The sequence below is a fragment of the Clostridium ragsdalei P11 genome (genome assembly GCF_001675165.1).
GTDB lineage: Bacteria > Bacillota > Clostridia > Clostridiales > Clostridiaceae > Clostridium_B > Clostridium_B ragsdalei.
This window is the reverse complement of the sequence record NZ_LROS01000077.1, coordinates 60,976-83,696: the sequence shown is the minus strand read 5'-3', so window position 1 is coordinate 83,696 and position 22,721 is coordinate 60,976. Positions and strand designations below refer to the sequence as shown.

The window sequence follows — 22,721 nt, the reverse complement described above, 5'->3', positions numbered from 1 at the left end:
ATCCTTCCATAAAGATTAAACAGCTTCATCTCCAGTTTCTTCTGTCCTTATTCTCACAACATCAGTTACATTTATTACAAATATTTTTCCATCTCCAGGGTTTCCTGTCCTATTTGTCTCTATTAAAGTATCAACAACCTTTTTTACTTCTTCATCCTTAGCAAGTATAATGATTAACCTCTTTGAAATTAACCTGTGCGCTTCAGATATCTGCTCTGCAACTTTTTTATCTGAAAAATCCACTATATCGCTTCCAGATATATAATCTTCAATTATAGAAAAATCCACCTTTTTCTTACCACGCCCAACAACTTTTTTGCATGTAATAGATGGAAATCCAGCTGCAGCAAGGGCATCTTTTGTCTTGCCCACCATATCCATTCTAATAATAGCCATAACTTCTTTCACCTTACATGCCTCCTTATAATTCATTTGTGCCTGAACTTATTGTATATACTTCCTCCACAGGAGTTACAAATATTTTTCCGTCTCCAAAAGCTCCTTTATTACCAGTTTTTGCACTTTTAGTAATGATTTTTATAATATCATCCTTATCTTCATCTTTTACTACTATGAGCAGCATTTGTTTTGGTATTTCATCGTAAAATATTTCTCCTACTTTCACGCCTCTTTGTTTACCTCTACCTACTACATCAAATTTGGTAACTGCCGGAAACCCAGCATCGCATAATTCTGATAGAACTTCTGATGCTTTTTCAGGTCTAATAATAGCTTTTATCAATAACATATTGAATACCCTCCCCTTTTGTGTTACACTATAAAAAGTTAGAATTTGACCGATTCTGACTTATTTTTTGGGTATATCTCTTGGCGTTTCTATTCACAAACTAAGAGGTATACTCTAGTGTTTTTTGTTTTATTTTTAATATTCATTTTAATCCATCAACCCATGTTCCATAAGTATAGCTTCTAAATCGTCTTGTGCCATTGGCTTTGGTATTACAAACATATCATTTCCGTCTATAGCTTTTGCAAGTGCCCTATATTCATCTGCTTGTTCAACTTCAGGACTAAACTCTATAACAGTCTTCTTATTTATTTCTGCTTTTTGAACATCGTGGCTTCTTGGCACAAAATATATAAGTTGAGTTCCAAGTTTTTTTGCAAAAGCTTCAAGTAATTCCCTCTCATTTTCAACTTTTCTACTGTTGCATATAATGCCTCCTAATCTAACTCCACCGCTGTTTGCAAATTTACTTATACCTTTTGATATGTTATTTGCCGCATACATGGCCATCATCTCACCACTAGCTACAATATATATTTCCTGTGCCTTGCCTTCACGTATTGGCATTGCAAAACCACCGCACACAACATCACCTAGTACATCGTAAAAAACATAATCCAAATTATCATCATAAGCGCCGAGTTGTTCAAGCATGTTAATTGAAGTTATAATACCTCTTCCAGCACATCCAACTCCAGGTTCAGGTCCACCTGATTCAACACATTTTATTCCACCATATCCTTTTTTTAATATTTCATCTAAGTCTACATCTTCTCCTTCTTCTCTCAAAGTATCAAGAACTGTCTTTTGTGCAAGTCCTCCTAGAAGTAATCTTGTTGAATCTGCTTTAGGGTCACATCCTACTACCATTATTTTTTTCCCCATTTCTGCTAATCCTGCAGTTAAGTTTTGTGTAGTAGTAGATTTTCCAATACCACCTTTTCCATAAATAGCTACTTGTCTCATTTTACACTCACTCCTCACTTATAATTTTTTTATGACAATTATTGTTTAATAATTTATAAAAAATATATCATACCTTTTTAAAAAAATCAACATTTAAATTATTAATTTATTAAAAAATATATGCTGTAACCGATAACATTTTAAAATATAAGTATAAAAATTATCATTTTAATAATTACCCACTGATTATTGTTAACAACTTATCATTTATGCCATATTTGTTTATACTATGTTATATAACTCTTCCCAATTAATTTTACTTCTTTAATATGTAGTTATATTATATAATGTTTGTATAAGGTGACAGGCACCGAATGGGGGCAAAAATATCCCACTATGGTGACAGGCACCATTGAAAGGAAGGATAATTTATGTTAGAAAATACGACCTTAACTCCACAGGAAGTTGCCGATATGCTAAAAATAGCTAAAAATACAGTATATGAATTGATTAAAAGAGGAGAATTGAACGGCTATAAAGTTGGCAAAAAAATTAGAGTTGATTTAAATGATGTAGAAAATTATAAAAATAAGACAAAACATACTACACAAAATGAATCCAGTGATGTTAAAGAAAATGATCTATCTTCTCCTGATATTTTTTATCCTACAAGAGATAATACAAATGGAGGCTTTATAATATGCGGACAGGATGTACTTCTCGATATTTTATCCAGGTACATAGAAATTCGCTGTCCTGGTACTAGAACTTTTCGATCCTATGTAGGAAGTTACAGTGGACTTTTATCACTTTACATGGGAAAAATACAGGTAGCCACCGCTCATCTCTGGGATGGTGATTCAGATCAATATAATATACCATTTGTAAGAAGATTAATTCCCGGAATTCCAACTGTAATAATTCATCTTGCTTGCAGAATGCAAGGCTTTTATGTAGCCAAAGGTAATCCTAAAAAAATTAAAGGTTTTGAGGATTTAAGAAGACCTGATATTACCATGATAAATAGGGAAAAAGGCTGTGGTACAAGAATCCTCTTAGATGAGCATCTTAGATTATTAAACATAAGTGGTAGCGATATAAAAGGTTATGCAAAAGAACACTTTTCTCACCTAGAAATAGCTAGTACTGTGGCTAGAGGTGATGCTGATGTAGGACTTGGAAATGAAAAAACAGCCCTTCAAGTTAATAATGTGGATTTCATCCCTATTCAAAAAGAAAGATATGAATTGGTAATGAAGAAAGAGGACATAAATAAATCTCCCTTTAACTCAATACTTGAAATACTCCGTTCAAATCAATTTAAATCAGAACTCCTAGGAATAGGCGGATATGATCTTACTGAAATGGGAAATATAATAGCAGAACTTTAAGGTTTATCGGCTGCAAATCATGCTTGTTCCCCTTAATTTTAAAATGGCATTGCTTCATTTATTCATTATAATTGTGAACAAATTATAAATAATTTATAAAATTAATAAATTTTCTTTAAAAGAATATATAATAGCATTAACACTATAGGAAATAACTGGTGAAAGGTCTATAGTGCAGACATAAACAGAATTCTTGGCATCAAATGGAGTTTTGACTCCACATGATGCTTATTAACAGGCTTCTTAGTGCCTTTAGCACTTAGAAGGCGTTATCCTTTAGGGGAAATCGTTATCCAGGGACGTAGCTGCTCTTTACTCACACTTGGAGAAAAGCAGATATCCCAAATCTTTGATTTGGTGATAGTCGCTTTCGCTGTGTGCGTGGGAGTATTAGAGCAGGTAGTCATCGGATAAAAATATAATACGGGGGGACATATATAATGAAAATATCTTTGAAAAAAGCAACGACTGTTATTGTAGCATTTTTCATGCTGTTTTCTTCTTGTAATATGGCATTTTCTAGTGAAACTGCCTATGCAGCAGATACAAATGTTACAAGCTGTAATGAGATTGGAAAGACCTATTATGGATTTCAACTTACTTCAGTGAAGGATATACCAAAAGTTAATTCTACTGTTATGCAGTTTACTCATGTAAAAACAGGTGCAAAACTAATGTATCTTAAAAACGATGATACCCAGAGAGTTTTTGATATCAGTTTTCGCACCCCTACTTCAGACAACAGTGGTGTAAATCATATTATTGAACACTCAGTTCTTGATGGTTCCAAGAATTATCCTGTAAAATCTCCATTTCAGCAAATGCTTAAGAGCTCCTTGGGTTCTTTCATCAATGCTATGACAGGTGCTGATTACACTACATTTCCTGCAGCAAGTACAAATGAGCAGGATCTTAAAAACCTTATGGGAGTGTATTTGGACGCAGTATTTTTCCCAAATGTTACTACTGATCCTAATATATTCAAGCAGGAAGGTTGGAGGTATGATCTACCATCTAAGGATTCAGCTCTTTCAATTAACGGCGTTGTGTACAATGAAATGAAGGGTGACTATTCAAATCCTCAGTGGCTTTTACGTAATGCAGTAAATCAATCACTGTTTCCTGATACTTCTTATAAGTGGGATTCAGGTGGAAATCCAGAGAATATTCCTTCTCTTACAAGAGATCAGTTAATTTCAACTTACAAGAAAAACTATACACCATCAAACAGCTACATATATTTATATGGTAAATTAGATATAGGACAATATCTTCAATACATTGATCAAAATTACTTAAGCAAATTTGACAAAGTTAATGTAGATACTTCTGTTAAGGCCGAAAAATCACTGTCTAATATACCTGATAAAATAGCTTCTTATCCTGTTCCTAAAGATGGAGACACAAAAAAGAAGACTTATCTTTCTTTAAATTTTGTTACAGGCGATATAGGCGATAAGGAAACAAACACAGCATTAACATTTTTGAATTATTTACTTATGGGAACAGACAATGCTCCTCTTAAAAAAGCACTTACAGAAAAGGATATTGCAGAAAATGTAAGTTCTTCATTTAGTATGAATGGTATTCAGCCAGTATTTTCAATTAATGCAACTAATTCTGATGAATCTTCAAAAGAAGTTTTTGAAAAAACTATTTTTGATACTCTAAAGAATATTTCTAAAAATGGATTTGATAAAGATTTTCTTAAATCTGCCCTTGAATCCTATGACATAAGCGATCGATCTGAAAAACTTGTAACACCTATGCTTGGTGGAAATGGTCTTGTATTATCCCAGACTGCATTGTCCACATGGGTATATGATAAAGATCCTACCATGTATTTTGATACAAGTGACATAATGGAAAAGATAAAGAAATCGGATTCCAATAAATATTTTACAAGTTTAATTGACAAGTACCTAGTTTCAAACAACTATCACTCAATGGTTGTACTAAAGCCTGAAGCTGGTCTTGAAAGTAATAATACTGAAGCTACAGCTAAAAAACTTGCAGATTATAAAAATCAAATAGGAGAATCAGGTGTTAATTCACTTTTAAAAGATACCCAAGATTTTAATGCATGGCAAAAAAGCGGTGATTCAAAGGAAGCACTGGAAACTTTACCAAAGCTTTCACTTAAGGATATCAAACCTGAATTACCAAATTTGAACTACAAGGTTGAAAGTCAATCAGGTATGAAAGTTCTTACCCATAATGCAGATTTAAATGGGCTTTCAAACATAAGCCTTTACTTTGATACATCAAAGGTTCCACAAGATAAATTACATTATTTGAGCCTACTTTCATCTTTGCTTGGAAATGTAGATACTAAGGAACATAGTTATGATCAGCTTTCAAATGAAATGCTGCAGTATGTAGGAAGTACTATTGGTTTTACACCTTCAGCAGTATCAAGCAATAAAAATCCTAATAACTATAGTCCTAAACTAACAGTATCCCTTTTAGCGCCTGATGAGAATATTTCAAAGTCTCTTGATTTAACTGAAGAAATTATAAATGACAGCCAGTTTACAAATAAGCAGAGAATAAAACAAATTATTGAGCAAAATAAGTCAGCCTTACAGGCAACTTTGACTTCAGGATCAGGTGCGGCTGCAATTATGCGAATGAGTTCCTATATGAGTGAAAGTGGAAGATACAGTGAAGATCTTACAGGGCTTTCCTATTATAAGTTCTTACAAGACCTGGACAGCAACTTTGATTCAAAGTGGGATGAGATCTCTAAAAACCTAAATGATATACGCAAACTTGCATTTAACAGAGATGATCTTATAGCAACTTACAGTGGAAATGAAAATTCTTCTAAAACATTTAAAAACGAGTTAAACCGTATAAGTCCTAAAATTAACTCTCAGGTACTTCCAAAGCAAAAATATACTTTTGCACAACCTGATAAAAATACAGCTTTTTCTTCCACTGCAAAAGTACAAACAATAATACAGGTTGGAGATTTTAAAAAAGCTGGCTATACCTATAGTGGAAAGATGATGGTACTGCAAAACGTATTGGACAACGGATATCTTTGGAATAAGGTAAGGACAACCGGCGGTGCCTATGGAGTCCAATCTGCATTATCACCTAATGGTGAAGTTATACTTGCATCAATGAGAGATCCAAACCTTAAAGAAACCTTAGATGCCTTTCAAGGTACGGTAAATTACCTTAAAAACTTTCAGGCAACAGACAGCGAAATGACAAATTACATTATAGGAGCTATTAAAAGTTTTGTAAATTTAAAATCTAGTGGACCTCTCGAGGAAAGTTCTCTTTGTGATTCAATGTATCTTACAAATTCTTCTGTAAATGATCTTTTGAACTATGAGAAAGAGGCACTTTCAACTACACCAGATGATATAAGAAATTATGGAAATATGCTGGATCAAGTTCTAAAACAAAATATATACTTTGCAGAAGGTTCCGCAGATAAGATTGAACAAAACAAACAATTATTTAATGAAATTATAGACATGCAGAAATAAACTAAGGTGCCTGGCACCGAATGGGGTTATAAATGTCCCACTCGGTGCCAGGCACCAATTTTATTCTATTCCAGTTTTTATATTTTTTATGCAAGCTTTATGTATCCCTTTTTCCTCCATGGCCTTTACTGTTTTTTCATAGTCGTAGGTAAATTCTACAATAGTGCTTTTTACATCCTCGTCCGGTTCCATTATGAGGTAAGTTCCATTAGGCCTGCCTATTTTAGGCTTTCCAATACTTCCATCATTTAAGAGAATTTTATCTCCATATTTCTTCCTATAAGGAATATGAGTGTGAGCACATATTAGAACATCTTCTTCTAGCACATCCATTGCTTCTTCCGCTTCTTTGGAATTTTCTTTTAAATATTCATTTATGGATCTATTGCTTCCATGTACAAAATGGAATTTCTTATTTTTAAAATTAAGTACTATTTCTCCAGGAAGGGACTTTAAGTAATCCCTGTTTTCCTCTGATAGTTCTTCTGCTGCCCAGGGCATACAAAATTTATTGACTTCATTGTCTCTTATGTAATTAAATTTTTTTTCAAGCACTGCTGCATCGTAGTTGCCAAGTATATTTAATATGTGCTTTTCTCTTACAAGCTGAATTACTTCATTAGGATAGGGTCCATATCCTACCAAGTCTCCAAGACATATTATAGTGTCAATGCTTTTATTTTCTATATGGCAAAGTGCCGCTTTAAGTGCTTCCAAGTTTCCGTGTATATCGGAAATAACTGCTATCTTCATAGTTATCGTTCCTTTCTCTTTGGTGCCTGGCACCGAATGGGGTTGTAAATGTCCCGCTCGGTGACAGGCACCTAGTGGGATAAATTTTTATATTCATCACAAAATATACTGAGGTGATTTCATTGAAAAAAAGTTTTTTATCAAGTTTGATATTATGTCTTGTATTGTCTACAGGTGCAGTTCACGCACAATCGTCAACTTATACCGTAGTATCCGGAGATACCATGTGGAAAATTGCAGTAAAAAACCAGGTGGGAATAAGTGAACTCATATCTGCCAATCCACAGATTGCAAATCCTGCCATGATAATACCAGGACAGAAGATATCTATTCCAAATATAGATGTAAAAACAATGGAAAATCAAGTTATAAAGCTGGTAAACCAAGCAAGAGTAAATGCAGGACTACAACCATTTACAACAAATTGGGAACTATCAAGAGTTGCCAGATACAAATCTCAAGATATGGCTAACAAAGGATATTTTGATCATACATCTCCTACCTACGGTTCACCCTTTACCATGATGCAAAATTTCGGCATAAAATTTACTGCTGCTGGCGAAAATATTGCCATGGGACAAAGAACTGCACAGGAGGTAATGAATTCCTGGATGAACTCTCCAGGACATAGAGCCAATATTCTAAATTCAAGTTTCAATCAAATAGGAGTTGGTCTCGCTAAAAATTCTAACGGAACGTGCTATTGGACCCAGCAATTTATAAAGTCCTATTAAGGTACCTATCAAAATAGTGATAGTGAGAAGGGCAGCCAATTTTGGCCACCCTTCTATTCCTTGGTAAGTATCTGTCACCCTATAAGTATTTATTTATGTCATCCAGTGATTTGAAATCAAAAATCTCATCAATTATAGTTTCTAATACCTCTTCCACTTCTTTCCTAGATCCTTTGTCTAGTCTTGGCTCCATTATGTTTTTTAACCATATCTTAAGTATATCAAACTGTTCTGGAGTTATCTTTTTTTAAACATATACCGTAAGTCTCAATCTTTCCTCCGTTGATCTCTCCTTGAAGTATTTTTTAAAATTTCTCTCCATACTTCTACTATATAAAATAGTAACCTCATTGGCATTCTATAATCAACTCTCGATTGGAACTCCAATAAAATATAAAATACTATATCATTTCCATCTAAGTTTACCTTATATACAATATCAGATTCCTCTTCACTAAAGTCTTCAAGTATATAGGATTTATCAATTAAAATTAAATCTTCAGCTTTTATTAAATTTACCCAATCCTTTTTTACGAAGCTACGTAGAAGTTCCAGAAATGTATACTTATGTGAAAATATATACTTATATCCTACATCATGTTCATGATGTATTTTACCTTCCGGCATAATATTTCCTCCTGTAGTACTTTTATCTATTGTTAGCATTTACTAAAGGAAATACTTTTATTCACTCTCTTATATTCATTTTATCAGAAATTGTTATACTATTCTATATACTTGCTTAAATTTATGCAGCTATCTCTGACTGGTGCCCGTCACCTCATTGCATCTTCCACGTACATTCTATATAATTCTCTCTTTTTGCTCTGAATGAAATAAGAAAGTATTCTATCCGAATTAATTAGTTTTTCTTTTTTCTTACCTATTAACATAGGATAACTGCTCCATTTATAATCTTCTGGTTTGTCAACTATGTTAGCTCTCACAGGATTTAAACTTATGTATCTACTTACTTCTAAAATATAGCTGTCACTATCTATTATTCGAGATCCATACCGTCCCTGAAAAAGGTGCCCATGATAATCATATTTATTATTAAAATACTTAGCGTAAAAAGTATTTATTTTGCCCATTAATTTTTTTATATGAACACTTTTTGTTTCAATTTGAAGATGAATGTGATTAGTCATCAGACAGTAACTTAATATTTGAAATTCGTTATTATAAAATTTTATAGAATGCTGTAAATTCCTAAGATAAACACAATAATCTTCTTGGCTTTTAAATATATCTTCCTTTCTGTTCCCTCTAACTGTAATATGTAAAATTGAACCTTCACGCCATAGTCTATTTTTTCTTGGCATTTCTATACCTCACAGATAAATTATTTTCTGTGATTATAACCAAATTATTGTGTTTTAAACAAGCAGGTGCCTGTCACTAAACGGGATACTTCTTGTCCCGTTTAGTGACAGGCACCGTATTGGAACATTTATATCCCACTCAGTGACGGGCACCAAAGCATACATTTAATTGATCTTCTATTTTGAATTAGTTCTCCAACTCCATTAACTGTCCCTTCTATGTGTGCTGCTTTATGAGTTAAATTATCTATCTCAGCTTTTCTTACATTCTATTTTTTCTACATCCAATTTCGCTAAATATCTATTTATTATCCAAAAAAGAATAGAAGAGCATCCACAAAGACACTCTAAATGTTAATTTAATTATTTTGTTTTTCAGCCAGAGTAGGACCTAGCTATTTTTATGACTTAAAGATATTTTAGGATATGTCAGTACAATTTTATCCGCTCATATTTAAATAGGAGAAGGAAGGGTTGTACTGTCCTTCCTCTCCTATCTTAAGTTTCATTTTTTAACAAATATCTATCATTCTAGTATAGAAATACTATTTAACTGCACCTGTCAATGCATCTACTGAAATTGTTCTTCCAGCTATATCATCATCTGATGCCTTGTAGTAAGCATTTCCATCATCGTTATCTTTAATAGTTCTAATTGATGCAGTACTCTTAACTCTAACTTTAATTTTTGCACTAACACCAAAGCTACTTGCATTATTAGCAAATGTAAACCTAACTGTATTAGCTTCATTTAAAGTACCTGTAGGAACTGTTTCTGCAGTAGGTGTTAAAGTAGCTCCATTTGCATCAGTAAATACAAAATTATCTGCATCAATTCCATTAGTGTCAATAGCAGTATCAAATACTACATCAACATAATGGCCAGTAGAACTAGCATACCATTGATCAGCTATAGTCTTTGGTGCTGCACTAAAGTCATATGCATAAACTGGAGTTCCTGAAGATATTGCCTGTATAGCATTTCCAGCAACATCTTTTGTATTAGTTGTAACTGTATATATTTTTATTCCCTTAGCACCTTGGAATTTAACAGCTTCAATTTTAGTTGGAGTATAAGTACCGTTCTTTCCTGTAAAGGTTGAGTCAGTCTTTTCAGTATCAACTACTGCATCTCCATCATTAAATTTAAGAGTTACAACATTTCCGTTAAGTGAGCCTGTGCTTGGTTTTACTCCATTTACTCTGAAATCTGTAAAATCTAATGTATCTATTGGATTATTGAACTTAAATTGAACTGTTAAATCATCACCAGCGTTATCATCATCATATACTACTTTAACTGACTTAGCATCAATTGTAGCAGTATTTGGATTATCTGATACTGCTTTTATATCTGCTGTATATGCAACATCTAATGACTTTCCATCAGTATCTTTAAGTGTATCCATAACATCAAGTGCAGAAATTAAATTGCTTCCACTTTTTCCAGAAGTACCATAGCTTGATGGGAATTCTACAACAGCACTCTTATTGTCACCACTTGCAGTAATAGTAGCATCACTTGGTAATGTCTTTATATCACCACTGCCATTTTTATATTTGTAGTTGCTAAGTGCTGTAAGTGAAGATGAATCCATTTCCTTATTAAAGTATACAATAACTTTTCTTGTATTACCTGCAACCATATAAGTTCCATTTACAGTAGCTGTTACATCATCAGAACCTTTAAGTGGCATAGTTACATCTTCCATAGTATTTGGATCTTTTGCTGTATCTTCTATATTCTTAATTGTTAAAGAATAATTTGAATCAGTAAGTTTCTTATTAACATGTATATCAACTACATCTGTTGAATCACCATCTGAAACTGAATAAGTAGTTGCTTTTCCTGGGATAGTTATAGCATTTGTATCCTGATAAGTACTGCCACCACCAACAGCTGCTATTTCATCAGTTATAACAGTTCCATCATTATCCTTTAATTTATAGTTAGATACGTTAGTTGCAGATAATGCATCTACATCTTTGCTAAATCTAACTCTTATTGTAGTATCATCAAGTGCACTAACAGAAGATACAGTTGGCTTAGTATTATCTTCATCTAATGTAAATGATTTGTAAGTATCATCTGCTACCTTATTTCCATATGCATCTTTTACAGTGTTATCTATATATAAGTTGTTTGAATTCTTATTTAATAAAGAATTTATTCCACTTATTTTAACCTGAGTATCATCTTTCTTAAGGTCTATTGATGCTCCGCTTAATGTACTAACAGCCTTATCATTTATTTTAAATTTAGATTTAGTTGTTGCAGTAGCATTATCCATTGGTCTATCAAAATCTATATATACTGTTCCATCATCTTTAGCTGATATACCATTTATTACAGGAGCACCAGTTAATGTATCGACATTAAAGTTTTGTGTAGTCTCAGCTATAGGGAATCCTGCTGCATCTTCCAATTCATTAACATCACCATCTGAAACTTTAAGTACATTACTTCCAGTTGGAAGACTTGAACTAAAATAGAAATCAATCTGATTTGTCCAGTAATTATTACTACCATCTTTAACAGCATCTTTTGCTACAGTAGTTGAAGAATCCAAGCCAAATGAAGTTAAGTTTTTATCATTTATCTTGAATTTGCTATATACACCTGAAGCATTAACATTTCCTCCAACGTTAACTGGTTCATTGAATTTAACAGTTATCTTTTTATTTCCTCTAATTGATACTGAATCTAAAGTTGGGGCAGTAGTATCTGAGAATGTCACAGTTTGAGTTAATTCTGGAATTGTCTGTGTTTTATCAGAACTTAATATTCCCTTCTTTACTGTTACATCTAAATCATCATTTTGTTTCTTCTGACCTACAAGAGTAATTAAAACTGTCTTATTGTCATCTTGAAGTACAGCATTGGCATCACTAGCTGTAAGAGAAGTTCCATCTATTTTATAATTTGATACTTCTTCTGCTGTATCTTCATCAACTTCTTCTCCAAATACAACCTTTACCTGCTTTAATCCAATAGTACTTATTGATGAAACTTCTGGATTAGTAGGAGTAGGTGTAGTACCTGTAATTTCGCTGATTATTGAATCAGGAACAACGCTTGTTCCACCTATTACTTCTATAGCCTTTGCATTTTCACTCTTAATATAAGATACAGCACTATTAGTTGCACTTGTACCATCTTTGTCAACTAATACTAATGGTGCAGTATATTTTCCAGCTAATGCGGAAGCAACTAATGCATCTGCATAAAGATTATCTGGTGTAGCTGCGCTTGCATTTGCTACATATAACTTGTCAGTCTTTAAGTCTTTGCTGAATGCCTTTAATACAGCTAAGTTAGTATCAAATCTGCTTGATCCACCGTTTACTCTAGTAGCTGTTGATCCAAAAGCATTCTTTATTGCATCGCTTATAACATTTGTAGTTCCAACAACTGTAACGTTGGACTTATTGTCTTTTACAAAATCAATTGCTCCTTGAGTTGCACTTGTATCATTATTTGCTAATAATAAGATTTGTCCCTTTGCTGCTGCTACTGGTGCTACGGAAAGTGCATCTGCAAATCCTTGTCCACCAACTACCATAACGTCGCTAGCACTAACTCCTAATTTAACTAATTGTTTAGCTACTGCTACGTTAGTTTCGTATCTGTTTGATCCACCTAACTCTGTTAAAGTATATTTGGATTTAAGACCATCTCTTATGCTCTGTGAAACTGAAGCAGTTCCTCCAACAACATATACATTTTTTGGTTTTAATGTATCTAATGCACTTTGTGCATCTGCGTTAAGTGTAGTTCCTGTAGTTAACAGTATAGGTGCTCCTAATTTTTTAGCTAATGCTGATGCACTTACTGCATCTGCATATCCTTCACCTGATACTAATACTACATTGTCTGAAGTTTTCCATTCTGTTGTAGCAACCTTTGCAGCTGTTGCATATCTGTCACCGCCACTTACTCTTGTTACTGGTCCTTGTGCTGCTTTAACAGGACCTGCTGATAAAGCTGTTGTTAATACCAAGGACATAAGTGTAGCACTTGCAAGTGCCTTTGTACTCTTCTTACTCATATTGTAATACCCTCCTCGATTAAGTGAATTTTAATTAAAATTCTTTATATATATATATATATTTTAAATATATACTTTCTTAAAATGTATTCCCATGCGGTTAAGTGCTATTTAAGTAATTTCTACAATTATGTATGTATTCTTTTACAATCCCATTCCTTTACACTTATACTGCTTGGTCAACATTTATGAAACAGACCTTATTATACCACATATAAACTACACATTCTACTAATTTTGTGCAATCTTACGTGATTTTTCATAAAATTTTAATACTTATATAACAATAGTAACAAATTCATCCTCTATTATATCATAATAAATCCATAATTTCTACGGTTTACACCTTATGATAAAGGATTTATAAATTACTATTAATAAGATATGATTCAATTATACAACATCATTTCTAGTTTTTCCATACTTTATGCCGTAGTAATTTACGGTTATATGGGAAATATATTCCTATTATATATCTGGGAATTAATAATCTCGTTTAATTATACTTCTAGCACTTATATATTATTCTACACAATCTATAAAAATCCTTTTTTTCAATTCATAATTCACAACTTCCTTATTGAAGCAAAGCTTGTAAAAAAGTTTAAATTTCAAATAACAAAGAACAAATAAAGATGATTTCCCTCGTACCTCAGGGAATCTATAATTTAAATATTTTCTGACGTTAGGAAGAAAATTATCCTTATTTGATATCTGAACTTTGTACTTTGTTAATTAAAAAAAGAGCCCAAAGGCTCTTTTTTTACTCTATTCCTATGATTTGCAAATCATCAGTACTTTGAAGGGTACTTTGTATGTCCTGGGAAACAACATCTGTTCCACCAACTATTACTACATTTGAGTTATCCTTAGCATTTGCAAATATATAACTGTTAGCATTTATTACCTGTGCCTGTCCTGCTCCTAAACCTGTTAAAACAACTGGTGAACCCGTTTTTGCTGCTGCAGCGGACGCTACAAGTGCATCTGCAAATTGATCTTGTGCTGATCCACCTGCTGCTACATATATAGTACTGAAATCTAAATCACCACTATTTTTAAAGTAATTTAAAACTGCTAAGTTTGTAGCAAATCTATTGGCACAATCTGCATCACTTGTAACTTTATTTCCACTTACGGAAGCTACTACATCTTGTGGTAAAACTCCACTACCACCTACTGCTTGTATAGTTAATCCTTTGGAAGTTATTACATCTTTAACTACAGGTGCTACTTGAGTTTTAGATGCAAATAATACAGGATATCCTTTTTGAGCTGCAATTGAAGCTACTGAAAGTGAATCTGCATATCCATCCTGTCCATTTACCAGTATTGCATTTTTCTGATTGCTCATACTAAGAACTTTTTTGGCAACTTCTGCATTAGTTCCCATTCTAGTGTTGTCTGTAATACCAGCTATACGTTCTACATCATATTTATCTTTTAAAGTATTCTCTACATCTGTAGATACAACTCCTGTACCTCCAACTATATATACCTTTGTTGCTCCCAAACTGCTTATAGTTGAATCAACTTCAGATTCCAAAGTATCTCCATGAGTTAAAAGTATTGGGGCATTAAGCTGCTTTGCCAGAGGCGTAGCACTTACTGCATCTGCATATCCGTATCCATTTACCAATATTACATTTTGAGATTTACTAAACAAATCTAAAGCTACTTGATTGGCTGTGCCTATTCTTCCTCCGGCCCCACCATCTGTTCTCTTTACTGTAGCAGCTTGTACATTTGCAGCGCCTAAAGTGACTGATAGTACAAGTGCAGTCAATATAGGGCTTAAAAACCTTCTCTTTTTCAACATTAGTTTACCTCTCCTTCAATTAATTATTAACATATATAAATTAATTATATAACAATAGCAGCTTTTTTTATAGACAATATAAAATTTTTTGGTAAATATATTACTATTCCTAAATACTGGTTGTAACTTTTTAGTGTCTTTTTAAATACACTAATATTGTAAGCAAAATATACGAGGTGAAATCATGGCATTTTCATATAGAGAGCTGCTGGCTAGAATTATAAAATGTGAAGCAGGTGGTGAAGGGGAAAATGGTATGAAAGCAGTGGCAACTACCATTATGAATAGAGTTAGAGTACCCTATGGCGAATATCAGAGACTAGGTCAAGGTGACCTTAGAAAAGTACTTTATCAAAAAGGTCAGTTTGACTGTATGCGTACTGAACTAGGGGGCGTTCCCAATCCTCAAAATATCTGGTCAGTTGTTCCTGAACAAATACACTATGACATAGCAGACTGGGCACTTGCAGGTAACAGGTTATTTACTGCAGGCTACTCTCTCTGGTACTTCAATCCCTTTGCCCCATGTCCGTGGCTTTTTCCTTACACTGGCACAGGAAGTTTTCAAGTAAAAGTAGCAAATCACTGCTTTTACAATCCAACGGAACTATATGCTAAAACTTGATTATTAATAAATATGGAGGTATTTTAATGATTTCAAATTATCCCAATTACTTTAGGACTATGCCCATGACTCCTGAACCTGAACCAGAAATGCCTGAATTTGACTCCAGTGATGAAATTCGACAAACACCAATACCATCTCCTCCACCAATGCCATCCCCTAGCCCTTTTGAAATGGCTCCAGGTTCTCCAGTACAGCAAGACACGAATTACACTCAAGGTTACTTAAGAACCCAAATAGGTAAAAGAGTAAGAGTAACTTTCCTTTTGGGTACAGGAACACTCCAGGATCGTACTGGAATACTTGAAAAAGTAGGCATAAGTTATATAGTACTGCGAAATGAAGAGACAAGTACACTTGAAATGGCAGATATTTATTCCATAAAGTTTGTAACCATTTTTGACTAGCTTATTCCATTCACAGTTCACAATGCACAATTAATTGGCAGCTCGCAATACACTGATTCACAGTTCACAATTTTTTAGTGTAAAAAATAAAGAGTTCCTTTTCATAGGATCTCTTTATTTTTCATCGTCAATTTCTTCTATTTCAAATTTATCAAATTCAAATTCATCTATAAAATTATCCGAATTAAAAGATGTCTTACTTCTCCTATTATATTCTTCCAAATTAGCAGGAAGCCAGTAAGGCTTTTCAATGTCAAATTTCCTGCACAATTCCAGAATACAACTTTTTAAATTTTCCTGATAATTTTCTCCGCCCTCTGACACAACTACTTCATCTTTTACTATTTTATTGTGCTTAACTAACTTTCCCCATATTTTCAGCATATGACACACCCTTCAATAATCGACATTTTATTATATATAACTGTACTTTCGCAGTTTAGAAATAATGCGAAGCAAAGCTTTGCAAGTTAAGAATTAATAATGAAAAATTAATAGTGAAGGATGATTTTTTAGCTGCCGCAAAAAATCTTTAAATTTATATAAGTCAGTGCTTAGCAATGTTTTGCTTTAGCAAACCGAGCTTTCAAAAATTTAATTAAAGATTTTTTGTAGCGTAACGGAAAAAATCCACATTAACTATTAATTCTTCATTCTTAACTATTAATTAAAAAAATTATCTTTATTTGATATTTGGACTTTAAACTTTTTTAATTCTCAATTAATTATCAACTATTTCTTTCATAAGATTCTATAAATGAATGTTTTTCCCCATCTTTTTCCCAGCCTAATATAGAATCTATATTTACATTTTCAGTGGCATGGAAAATTAATTTATCTATATCCTTATTAAAATCCTTTTTCAACTTCTTTATCATATCCTTAATTTCATAACGCTTGTTTCCTATTCTCTTTGCTGCAACCATACAAGCACAATTGAGAGGCCATATGCCACTTGATTGTATGAAACGCTCAATGTAAGATTCTTCTACATAATAAAGAGGTCTTATAAGTTCTATTCCTTCATAATTTTGAGATCTTAGCTTTGGCATCATGGTTTTAAAGCTTCCCGAATAAAATATATTTAAAAGAGTTGTTTCTATAACGTCATTAAAGTGATGCCCAAGTGCAAGCTTATTGCAGCCAAGTTCTTTTGCTTTAGAATACAGTGCACCTCTACGCATTTTTGCACACATATAACAAGGATAATCTTTTGCAATATTGTCTACTACATTAAATATGCCGGACTCAAAAATGTGCACTGGAATATTTAAATATTCACAATTACTGACTAAAAGATTTTTTATATCTTCATGATATCCCGGGTCCATAGCAATAAACTCCAATTCAAAGTTTACTTTCCAGTGTTTTTGAAGTTCTTGAAACAATTTGGCCATAGTCAAGCTGTCTTTTCCACCAGACACTGCTACCGCAACTTTATCTCCTTCTTCTACCAGTTTAAACTCACTTATTGCCCTTACAAATTTAGACCATATATGCTTTCTATATCTTTTTGTAATACTATGCTCTATCTCTTTTAAGGGCTTTCTTTCATTAAAAGGAACTAATATGTCACATCCAGTTCCTGCAATTTCATCCATACTATCACCGCCTTTTTTACCACAACAATTATAACATTTATAATTTGTAAAATAAACGTAGTATAGACATTAAATTTTAGGACATATATCCGAAAACTCTATGCTGAGCTGTTCATCCATATTTTCACTGAAAATTATCTTATTGGGCTTTTCTTCTACAACTTTAACAGGAAGCTTTACAGTAAATGTACTTCCCTGTCCTACAGCACTCTTTACGCTAACTTTACCACCGTGCATCTCAGCAAAACATTTTACAAGATAAAGTCCTATGCCGTTTCCCACTTTACCATTTATAGGTGATTTATCACACTGCTTGAATTTCTCAAACACAAATTTAAACTTATCATCAGGTATTCCTACACCTGTATCTTTCACACTTATATATACATTATCGTCTTTGTCTTCAACCCCTATGCATATAGTACCTTTTTCAGGTGTAAATTTAATTGCATTTGAAAGTAAGTTTAAAATAATTCTCTCTATTTTATTATAATCTAAAGCCATAATCCTCTCTTCTACATTGGTATCAAAAATCAAATTTATGCCTTTGCCTTTAGCATAAGGAATTAAAGATAAAGTAATATCTTCAACAAAACTTACAATATTTCTGTTGTGCAACTCCAATTTGGCAAATCCTGAATCCAATTTGCTTAAATCCTGTAAATTATTTATAAGGCGCATAAGCCTATAACAATTTTGTTTAATTATTTTAAGATACTGACTCTGCTTCTCTAAATTTCCTTCATTTTTATATTCCGTGCACAATGACATTACCTGTACTGCAGAAAAAATCACATTTAAAGGTGTCTTAAGTTCATGGAATAAGCCATATATAAACTGCAAAATTTTTTTATTGAGTTCCTGACTTTCATTTAATTTCTCACTATTTTTTTTTGCATCACTTTTAAGTTCTTCTATTTCTCTTTCGAGACTTAGAGTATAATTCATCATAATTAAATTTTTCAGCTGATTTTCACTAATTCCATCGTCTTCATTAACATTCTTCATAAATCTCACACCCATTTCCATATCATTAATAATTACATTTTATTACACTAACTTTGTTAAATGTATATATAAATTATATTAACAATTATTGCACTATATGAACGTTTATGAGAAACTATCCTTAATTGTAGTGGAAAAAATACCATTTATGCTAATTATATCACCTATAAAATTAAAAAGAAACATCCTAAGTGGAAATTTTATGTAATTTTTTAATTTTTATGTATTAATTTTACAAAACATAATTAACTATTTATCAAATGATTCTTCGGATAAATAAAATCAGCTCCACCTCTTTTGAAGTAGAACTGACTTACTTTTTCATTTAAATTTTAAATTTTTGAACTAATTCGTTTAAATTCTGAGCTATTTCTGCTTGACTTTGTGCTGTAATAGCTATCTGATTTACAGCTTTTACATTTTCCTCAATGCTCTGCTGTATTGAATTTGAACTTTCTGAAGATTTTTGTGCACTAGATGCTACACTTTGTGTTGTTTCATTTACCTGCCCTATAATAGCAGTAAGTTGTTCTGACATGGCCGCTATTTCTTCTGACATCTTACTTACAAATTCAGAATCATCATAATATCGCTTTCCCATATCACCAAATGCTTTAAATTCTGGATTTACCTTTTCATTGATAAATGCCAATACCTGCTGGCTACTTGCAGAAAGATTTTTAAACGCATCCTGTACTTTTACAATAGTCTCTTGAATTCCTGCAACTGATTCCGCAGATTGTTCTGCAAGTTCTCTTACTTCTTCTGCCACTACTGCAAAACCTTTCCCATGCTCACCTGCGCTGGCTGCCTCTATGGCTGCATTAAGTGCAAGTAAATTGGTTTGATCTGCTATTCCTGCAATAGTTTCTGCCATTTCTCTTATTTCTTCTACTACTTTTCCATCTTCAATAGCTTTTACCATATTCTCTCTTTTTTGCTTATATAATTCTTGTGTTGTTTCTATAGCTGTTTTTCCCTTACTTTGTACAGCAACAGCATTTTTTTTGGATTCATTGGCTTTACTACTTCCATCTACAGCTTTTGCAGACAATTCATTTACACTTGAATCCACTTCTTCTACAGATGCAGTTATCTCTTCAAATGCCGCACTTGTTTCCTCTACATTGCTTACTACAACTTTCACTGAATTATCCATATCTTCAGACTTCGCTGAAAGCTCTTCTGCAGTTGCAGATAATTCTTCACTAGAACTGCTCATTTCATCAGAGCTTGCCATAATTGTTCTAATTAAATCAGTTATATTCTTTTGACCTTTGTTAAGTGCTAAGGCAGCTTCTCCCAATTCATCTTTTCTGGACATTTCTATAGGTGAAGAAAAATCAAATTCAGCAAATTCATTTGCAAATTTTTTAATTTTTAAAATTGGAGTATTAATATCCTTTGCAACAATAAATCCAAGTAAAACAGAACAAACTATACTTACAATTATTCCAATAACCATCATGCTAAAGGAAGACTTGTACTGACTTATGCTGTCTTTATAATCAGCTTCAGCCATTTTCATATTTAAATTTATTTCTTTATCGAGCACTGTAACCATTTTTGCTCTATAAGCTTCAGACTTAACAAATTGCTCTTTTGCAGCTTCATAATTTCCCTGCTGAACTAAACTAATAACATTTTCACGGGAATCTCTCCAACTTCCTAAATATTGTTCAAATTGTGCAAACAGCTGCTTATCTTCATCAGTATTGATAGTAGCTTTATAATCTGATATTATTTTAGTATTTTTATCTTTTAAACTACTAATTTCATCTGTTATAACTTTTAAGTCACTCTTATTTGAAGGATCAGTAATTATAAGCATATCTCCTCTAATTGCCATTAAATTTCCCTTTAATTGTTGAAGATCGTTTGTCCCCTTTAAATCTACATTATATATATTGTTCAAATTTCCATTTATTTTTCCCATCTTGATAATAGAGATCATTCCAACTATTCCTGTAAGCACTGATACTATAATAAATGATGTCAGCAGTTTTTTTAGAATTTTTATGTTCGAAAACCATTTCATATAATAACCCTCCTATTCATGTGTGTGAATAATATTATTCATCTGATTATATTATAGTATATCGACACTTTTTACAATAAATTTATATTAAAATAAAGGGGCTGCACCTGCTTTGTTTCCTTTATTTCATATTAATTGTACACTTCTTAATTTTAACCATTTAACTTACAAATAAAAGAGCCTACGGCTACTTTTGAAAGTAGCTGTAGGCTCTTTTATTTGTTGACTCAACTTTTTTAGTTAATAGTTAAGAATTAAGAATTAATAGTTAATGTGGATTTTTTGCGGCAGCTAAAAAATCATCCTTCACTATTAATTTTTCATTATTAATTCTTAACTTGCGAAGCTTTGCTTCGCAATATTTCATATGTGCAAAAGTTGTTACTTACTATTTAATTGACGAAAAGCTTGTGGTTCCTCGTTTTGAACAACACTGTGAAATCTTCCATAAGTAAAGTACACCACTATACCTATAACAAGCCATACGCAAAATCCTATCCAGGTTATTGCACGCATTGATACCAAAAGGGCCAGACAACACAATATAGTTACTATAGGCGTAAAGGGTACTCCCGGACATTTAAATCTTCTTTCAATTCCTGGCATAGTTTTTCTAAGATATATAACTCCAGCAGACACAACCATAAAGCTCAATAATGTACCTATACTTACAAATTCCATAATAATATCAAGAGGTAAAAATCCTGCTATAGCAGCAGCTATACTACCTGCTATTATTGTGGCAATGTATGGAGTTTTATGGGTTTTGTGTATCTTGCAAAAAACCTCAGGAATTAACCCATCTCTAGACATAGCCATAAATACCCTAACTTGTCCATATAAAACAGCAATCATGGTGGAAATCATTCCAAGAATAGCCCCAACTCCTACAAGAGCTGAGCCCCAGTTTATTCCGATTCTTTGGAGTGCAGCAGGCAGGGCATTTTCTGAAATTATCTCTTTATAAGGTACAATTCCTGTAAGCACTGCTGCTACTGAAACATAAAGGAAACAAACAACCATAAGACATAGTATAATTCCCCTTGATACACCTTTTTTAGGATCTTCAGCTTCTTCTGCAGATGTAGCAATTGCATCAAATCCTAAAAAAGAGAAAAATACTGTACTTGCTCCTGTAAAAACGCCCTTCCAGCTATAAGGCATGAAAGGTTTATAATTAGCTATATGTATGTGTGATAATCCTAAAACAATAAAAAGAAGTATTATAAATATTTTCACACCAACAATAATATCATTTACTTTTGCACTCTCACTCATTCCATAACATAAAAGCCCTGTTAAAATTAATATTATAAGAACAGCCGGAAGATCTATTATCCCACCTTTAGATGGAGATGCACTAATTGCCTGGGGAAGTGTAATTCCCACAGATTGCAAGATGCCTCTAAAGGTTCCAGACCATCCAGATGCAACTGCACTAGCTGCAACTGAATATTCAGCAGTTAAACACCATCCAATAATCATTGCCACAAATTCTCCAAATGCTATATACGCATAAGAATAAGTACTTCCTGCTACCGGAAACATAGTTACAAGTTCACAATAACACAGACCGCATAGGCAAGCCACTATACCAGCTAAAATAAATGAAAGTATAATTGCAGGGCCAGCTGCATGAGCTCCTTCTCCAGTTGCTACAAAAATTCCAACTCCCACAACAGCTCCAATTCCGAGTGCTGCTATATCTCTTGCTTTAAGATTTCTCTTTAAATCTGTTTTTTTTACACTATCCATCAATTGATCAATAGGTTTCTTTTTAAAAATATTCATAAATTTCCACATCCTTGTGCATT

At 32.8% G+C, this 22,721-nt stretch carries 18 protein-coding genes; 5 read left to right on the top strand and 13 right to left on the bottom strand.

Annotation, left to right across the window (positions count from 1 at the left end):
- Positions 1 to 15 precede the first annotated feature (15 nt).
- The 3 genes from CLRAG_RS19070 to nifH form a co-directional block, all read right to left on the bottom strand.
- Positions 16 to 408, bottom strand: a complete 393-nt coding sequence (locus tag CLRAG_RS19070) for a P-II family nitrogen regulator (RefSeq protein WP_065079908.1) — start codon at positions 406 to 408, stop codon at positions 16 to 18.
- Positions 409 to 421: 13 nt separating this feature from the next.
- Positions 422 to 748 carry a P-II family nitrogen regulator gene (locus tag CLRAG_RS19065; RefSeq protein WP_063555728.1) on the bottom strand — a complete coding sequence of 109 codons (327 nt, stop codon included), beginning with the start codon at positions 746 to 748 and terminating at the stop codon, positions 422 to 424.
- Between the two features lie 147 nt (positions 749 to 895).
- On the bottom strand, positions 896 to 1,714 hold the full coding sequence (gene nifH, locus CLRAG_RS19060; protein WP_065079848.1) for a nitrogenase iron protein: 819 nt from the start codon (positions 1,712 to 1,714) through the stop codon (positions 896 to 898).
- A gap of 371 nt (positions 1,715 to 2,085) precedes the next feature.
- Here nifH and CLRAG_RS19055 point away from each other — a divergent pair, with 371 nt between their 5' ends.
- Together CLRAG_RS19055 and CLRAG_RS19050 are read left to right on the top strand one after the other, a co-directional pair.
- Positions 2,086 to 3,045 carry a helix-turn-helix transcriptional regulator gene (locus tag CLRAG_RS19055; protein WP_065079847.1) on the top strand — a complete coding sequence of 320 codons (960 nt, stop codon included), beginning with the start codon at positions 2,086 to 2,088 and terminating at the stop codon, positions 3,043 to 3,045.
- 440 nt (positions 3,046 to 3,485) lie between these two features.
- Positions 3,486 to 6,548 (top strand): insulinase family protein, encoded by a 3,063-nt coding sequence (locus CLRAG_RS19050; RefSeq protein WP_065079846.1) that lies wholly within the window; start codon positions 3,486 to 3,488, stop codon positions 6,546 to 6,548.
- A gap of 60 nt (positions 6,549 to 6,608) precedes the next feature.
- On the opposite strand, the gene CLRAG_RS19045 is transcribed toward CLRAG_RS19050, so the two are convergent.
- The gene (locus CLRAG_RS19045; RefSeq protein WP_065079845.1) at positions 6,609 to 7,301 is read right to left on the bottom strand and encodes a metallophosphoesterase family protein; all 693 of its coding nucleotides are present in this window, start codon (positions 7,299 to 7,301) and stop codon (positions 6,609 to 6,611) included.
- 122 nt (positions 7,302 to 7,423) lie between these two features.
- Between CLRAG_RS19045 and safA the strand changes: the two genes are divergently transcribed.
- On the top strand, positions 7,424 to 8,035 hold the full coding sequence (gene safA / locus CLRAG_RS19040; RefSeq protein WP_065079844.1) for a SafA/ExsA family spore coat assembly protein: 612 nt from the start codon (positions 7,424 to 7,426) through the stop codon (positions 8,033 to 8,035).
- Between the two features lie 267 nt (positions 8,036 to 8,302).
- Here the strand turns inward: safA and CLRAG_RS19035 are convergent, their stop codons facing one another.
- The 4 genes from CLRAG_RS19035 to CLRAG_RS19020 form a co-directional block, all read right to left on the bottom strand.
- A complete protein-coding gene (locus tag CLRAG_RS19035; RefSeq protein WP_065079843.1) occupies positions 8,303 to 8,662 on the bottom strand; it encodes an Rpn family recombination-promoting nuclease/putative transposase in 360 nt (119 codons plus the stop codon).
- A 149-nt stretch (positions 8,663 to 8,811) separates the two neighbouring features.
- Positions 8,812 to 9,360: a transposase gene (locus CLRAG_RS19030; protein WP_065079842.1), complete on the bottom strand. Its 549-nt coding sequence runs from the start codon at positions 9,358 to 9,360 to the stop codon at positions 8,812 to 8,814.
- A 545-nt stretch (positions 9,361 to 9,905) separates the two neighbouring features.
- A complete protein-coding gene (locus CLRAG_RS19025; protein ID WP_065079841.1) occupies positions 9,906 to 13,409 on the bottom strand; it encodes a cell wall-binding repeat-containing protein in 3,504 nt (1,167 codons plus the stop codon).
- 763 nt (positions 13,410 to 14,172) lie between these two features.
- Positions 14,173 to 15,228, bottom strand: a complete 1,056-nt coding sequence (locus CLRAG_RS19020; protein WP_065079840.1) for a cell wall-binding repeat-containing protein — start codon at positions 15,226 to 15,228, stop codon at positions 14,173 to 14,175.
- A gap of 184 nt (positions 15,229 to 15,412) precedes the next feature.
- Here CLRAG_RS19020 and CLRAG_RS19015 point away from each other — a divergent pair, with 184 nt between their 5' ends.
- Complete coding sequence (locus tag CLRAG_RS19015) at positions 15,413 to 15,853, top strand: cell wall hydrolase (RefSeq protein ID WP_065079839.1); 441 nt, start codon at positions 15,413 to 15,415, stop codon at positions 15,851 to 15,853.
- Between the two features lie 26 nt (positions 15,854 to 15,879).
- A complete protein-coding gene (locus CLRAG_RS19010; RefSeq protein ID WP_065079838.1) occupies positions 15,880 to 16,260 on the top strand; it encodes a hypothetical protein in 381 nt (126 codons plus the stop codon).
- 114 nt (positions 16,261 to 16,374) lie between these two features.
- On the opposite strand, the gene CLRAG_RS19005 is transcribed toward CLRAG_RS19010, so the two are convergent.
- The 5 genes from CLRAG_RS19005 to CLRAG_RS18985 form a co-directional block, all read right to left on the bottom strand.
- A complete protein-coding gene (locus CLRAG_RS19005) occupies positions 16,375 to 16,644 on the bottom strand; it encodes a hypothetical protein (RefSeq protein WP_065079837.1) in 270 nt (89 codons plus the stop codon).
- Between the two features lie 344 nt (positions 16,645 to 16,988).
- The gene (locus tag CLRAG_RS19000) at positions 16,989 to 17,861 is read right to left on the bottom strand and encodes a tRNA 2-thiocytidine biosynthesis TtcA family protein (RefSeq protein ID WP_065079836.1); all 873 of its coding nucleotides are present in this window, start codon (positions 17,859 to 17,861) and stop codon (positions 16,989 to 16,991) included.
- Between the two features lie 69 nt (positions 17,862 to 17,930).
- A complete protein-coding gene (locus tag CLRAG_RS18995; RefSeq protein ID WP_065079835.1) occupies positions 17,931 to 18,869 on the bottom strand; it encodes a sensor histidine kinase in 939 nt (312 codons plus the stop codon).
- A 325-nt stretch (positions 18,870 to 19,194) separates the two neighbouring features.
- On the bottom strand, positions 19,195 to 20,907 hold the full coding sequence (locus CLRAG_RS18990; protein ID WP_065079834.1) for a methyl-accepting chemotaxis protein: 1,713 nt from the start codon (positions 20,905 to 20,907) through the stop codon (positions 19,195 to 19,197).
- A 381-nt stretch (positions 20,908 to 21,288) separates the two neighbouring features.
- On the bottom strand, positions 21,289 to 22,698 hold the full coding sequence (locus CLRAG_RS18985; protein WP_065079833.1) for an amino acid permease: 1,410 nt from the start codon (positions 22,696 to 22,698) through the stop codon (positions 21,289 to 21,291).
- Positions 22,699 to 22,721 lie beyond the last annotated feature (23 nt).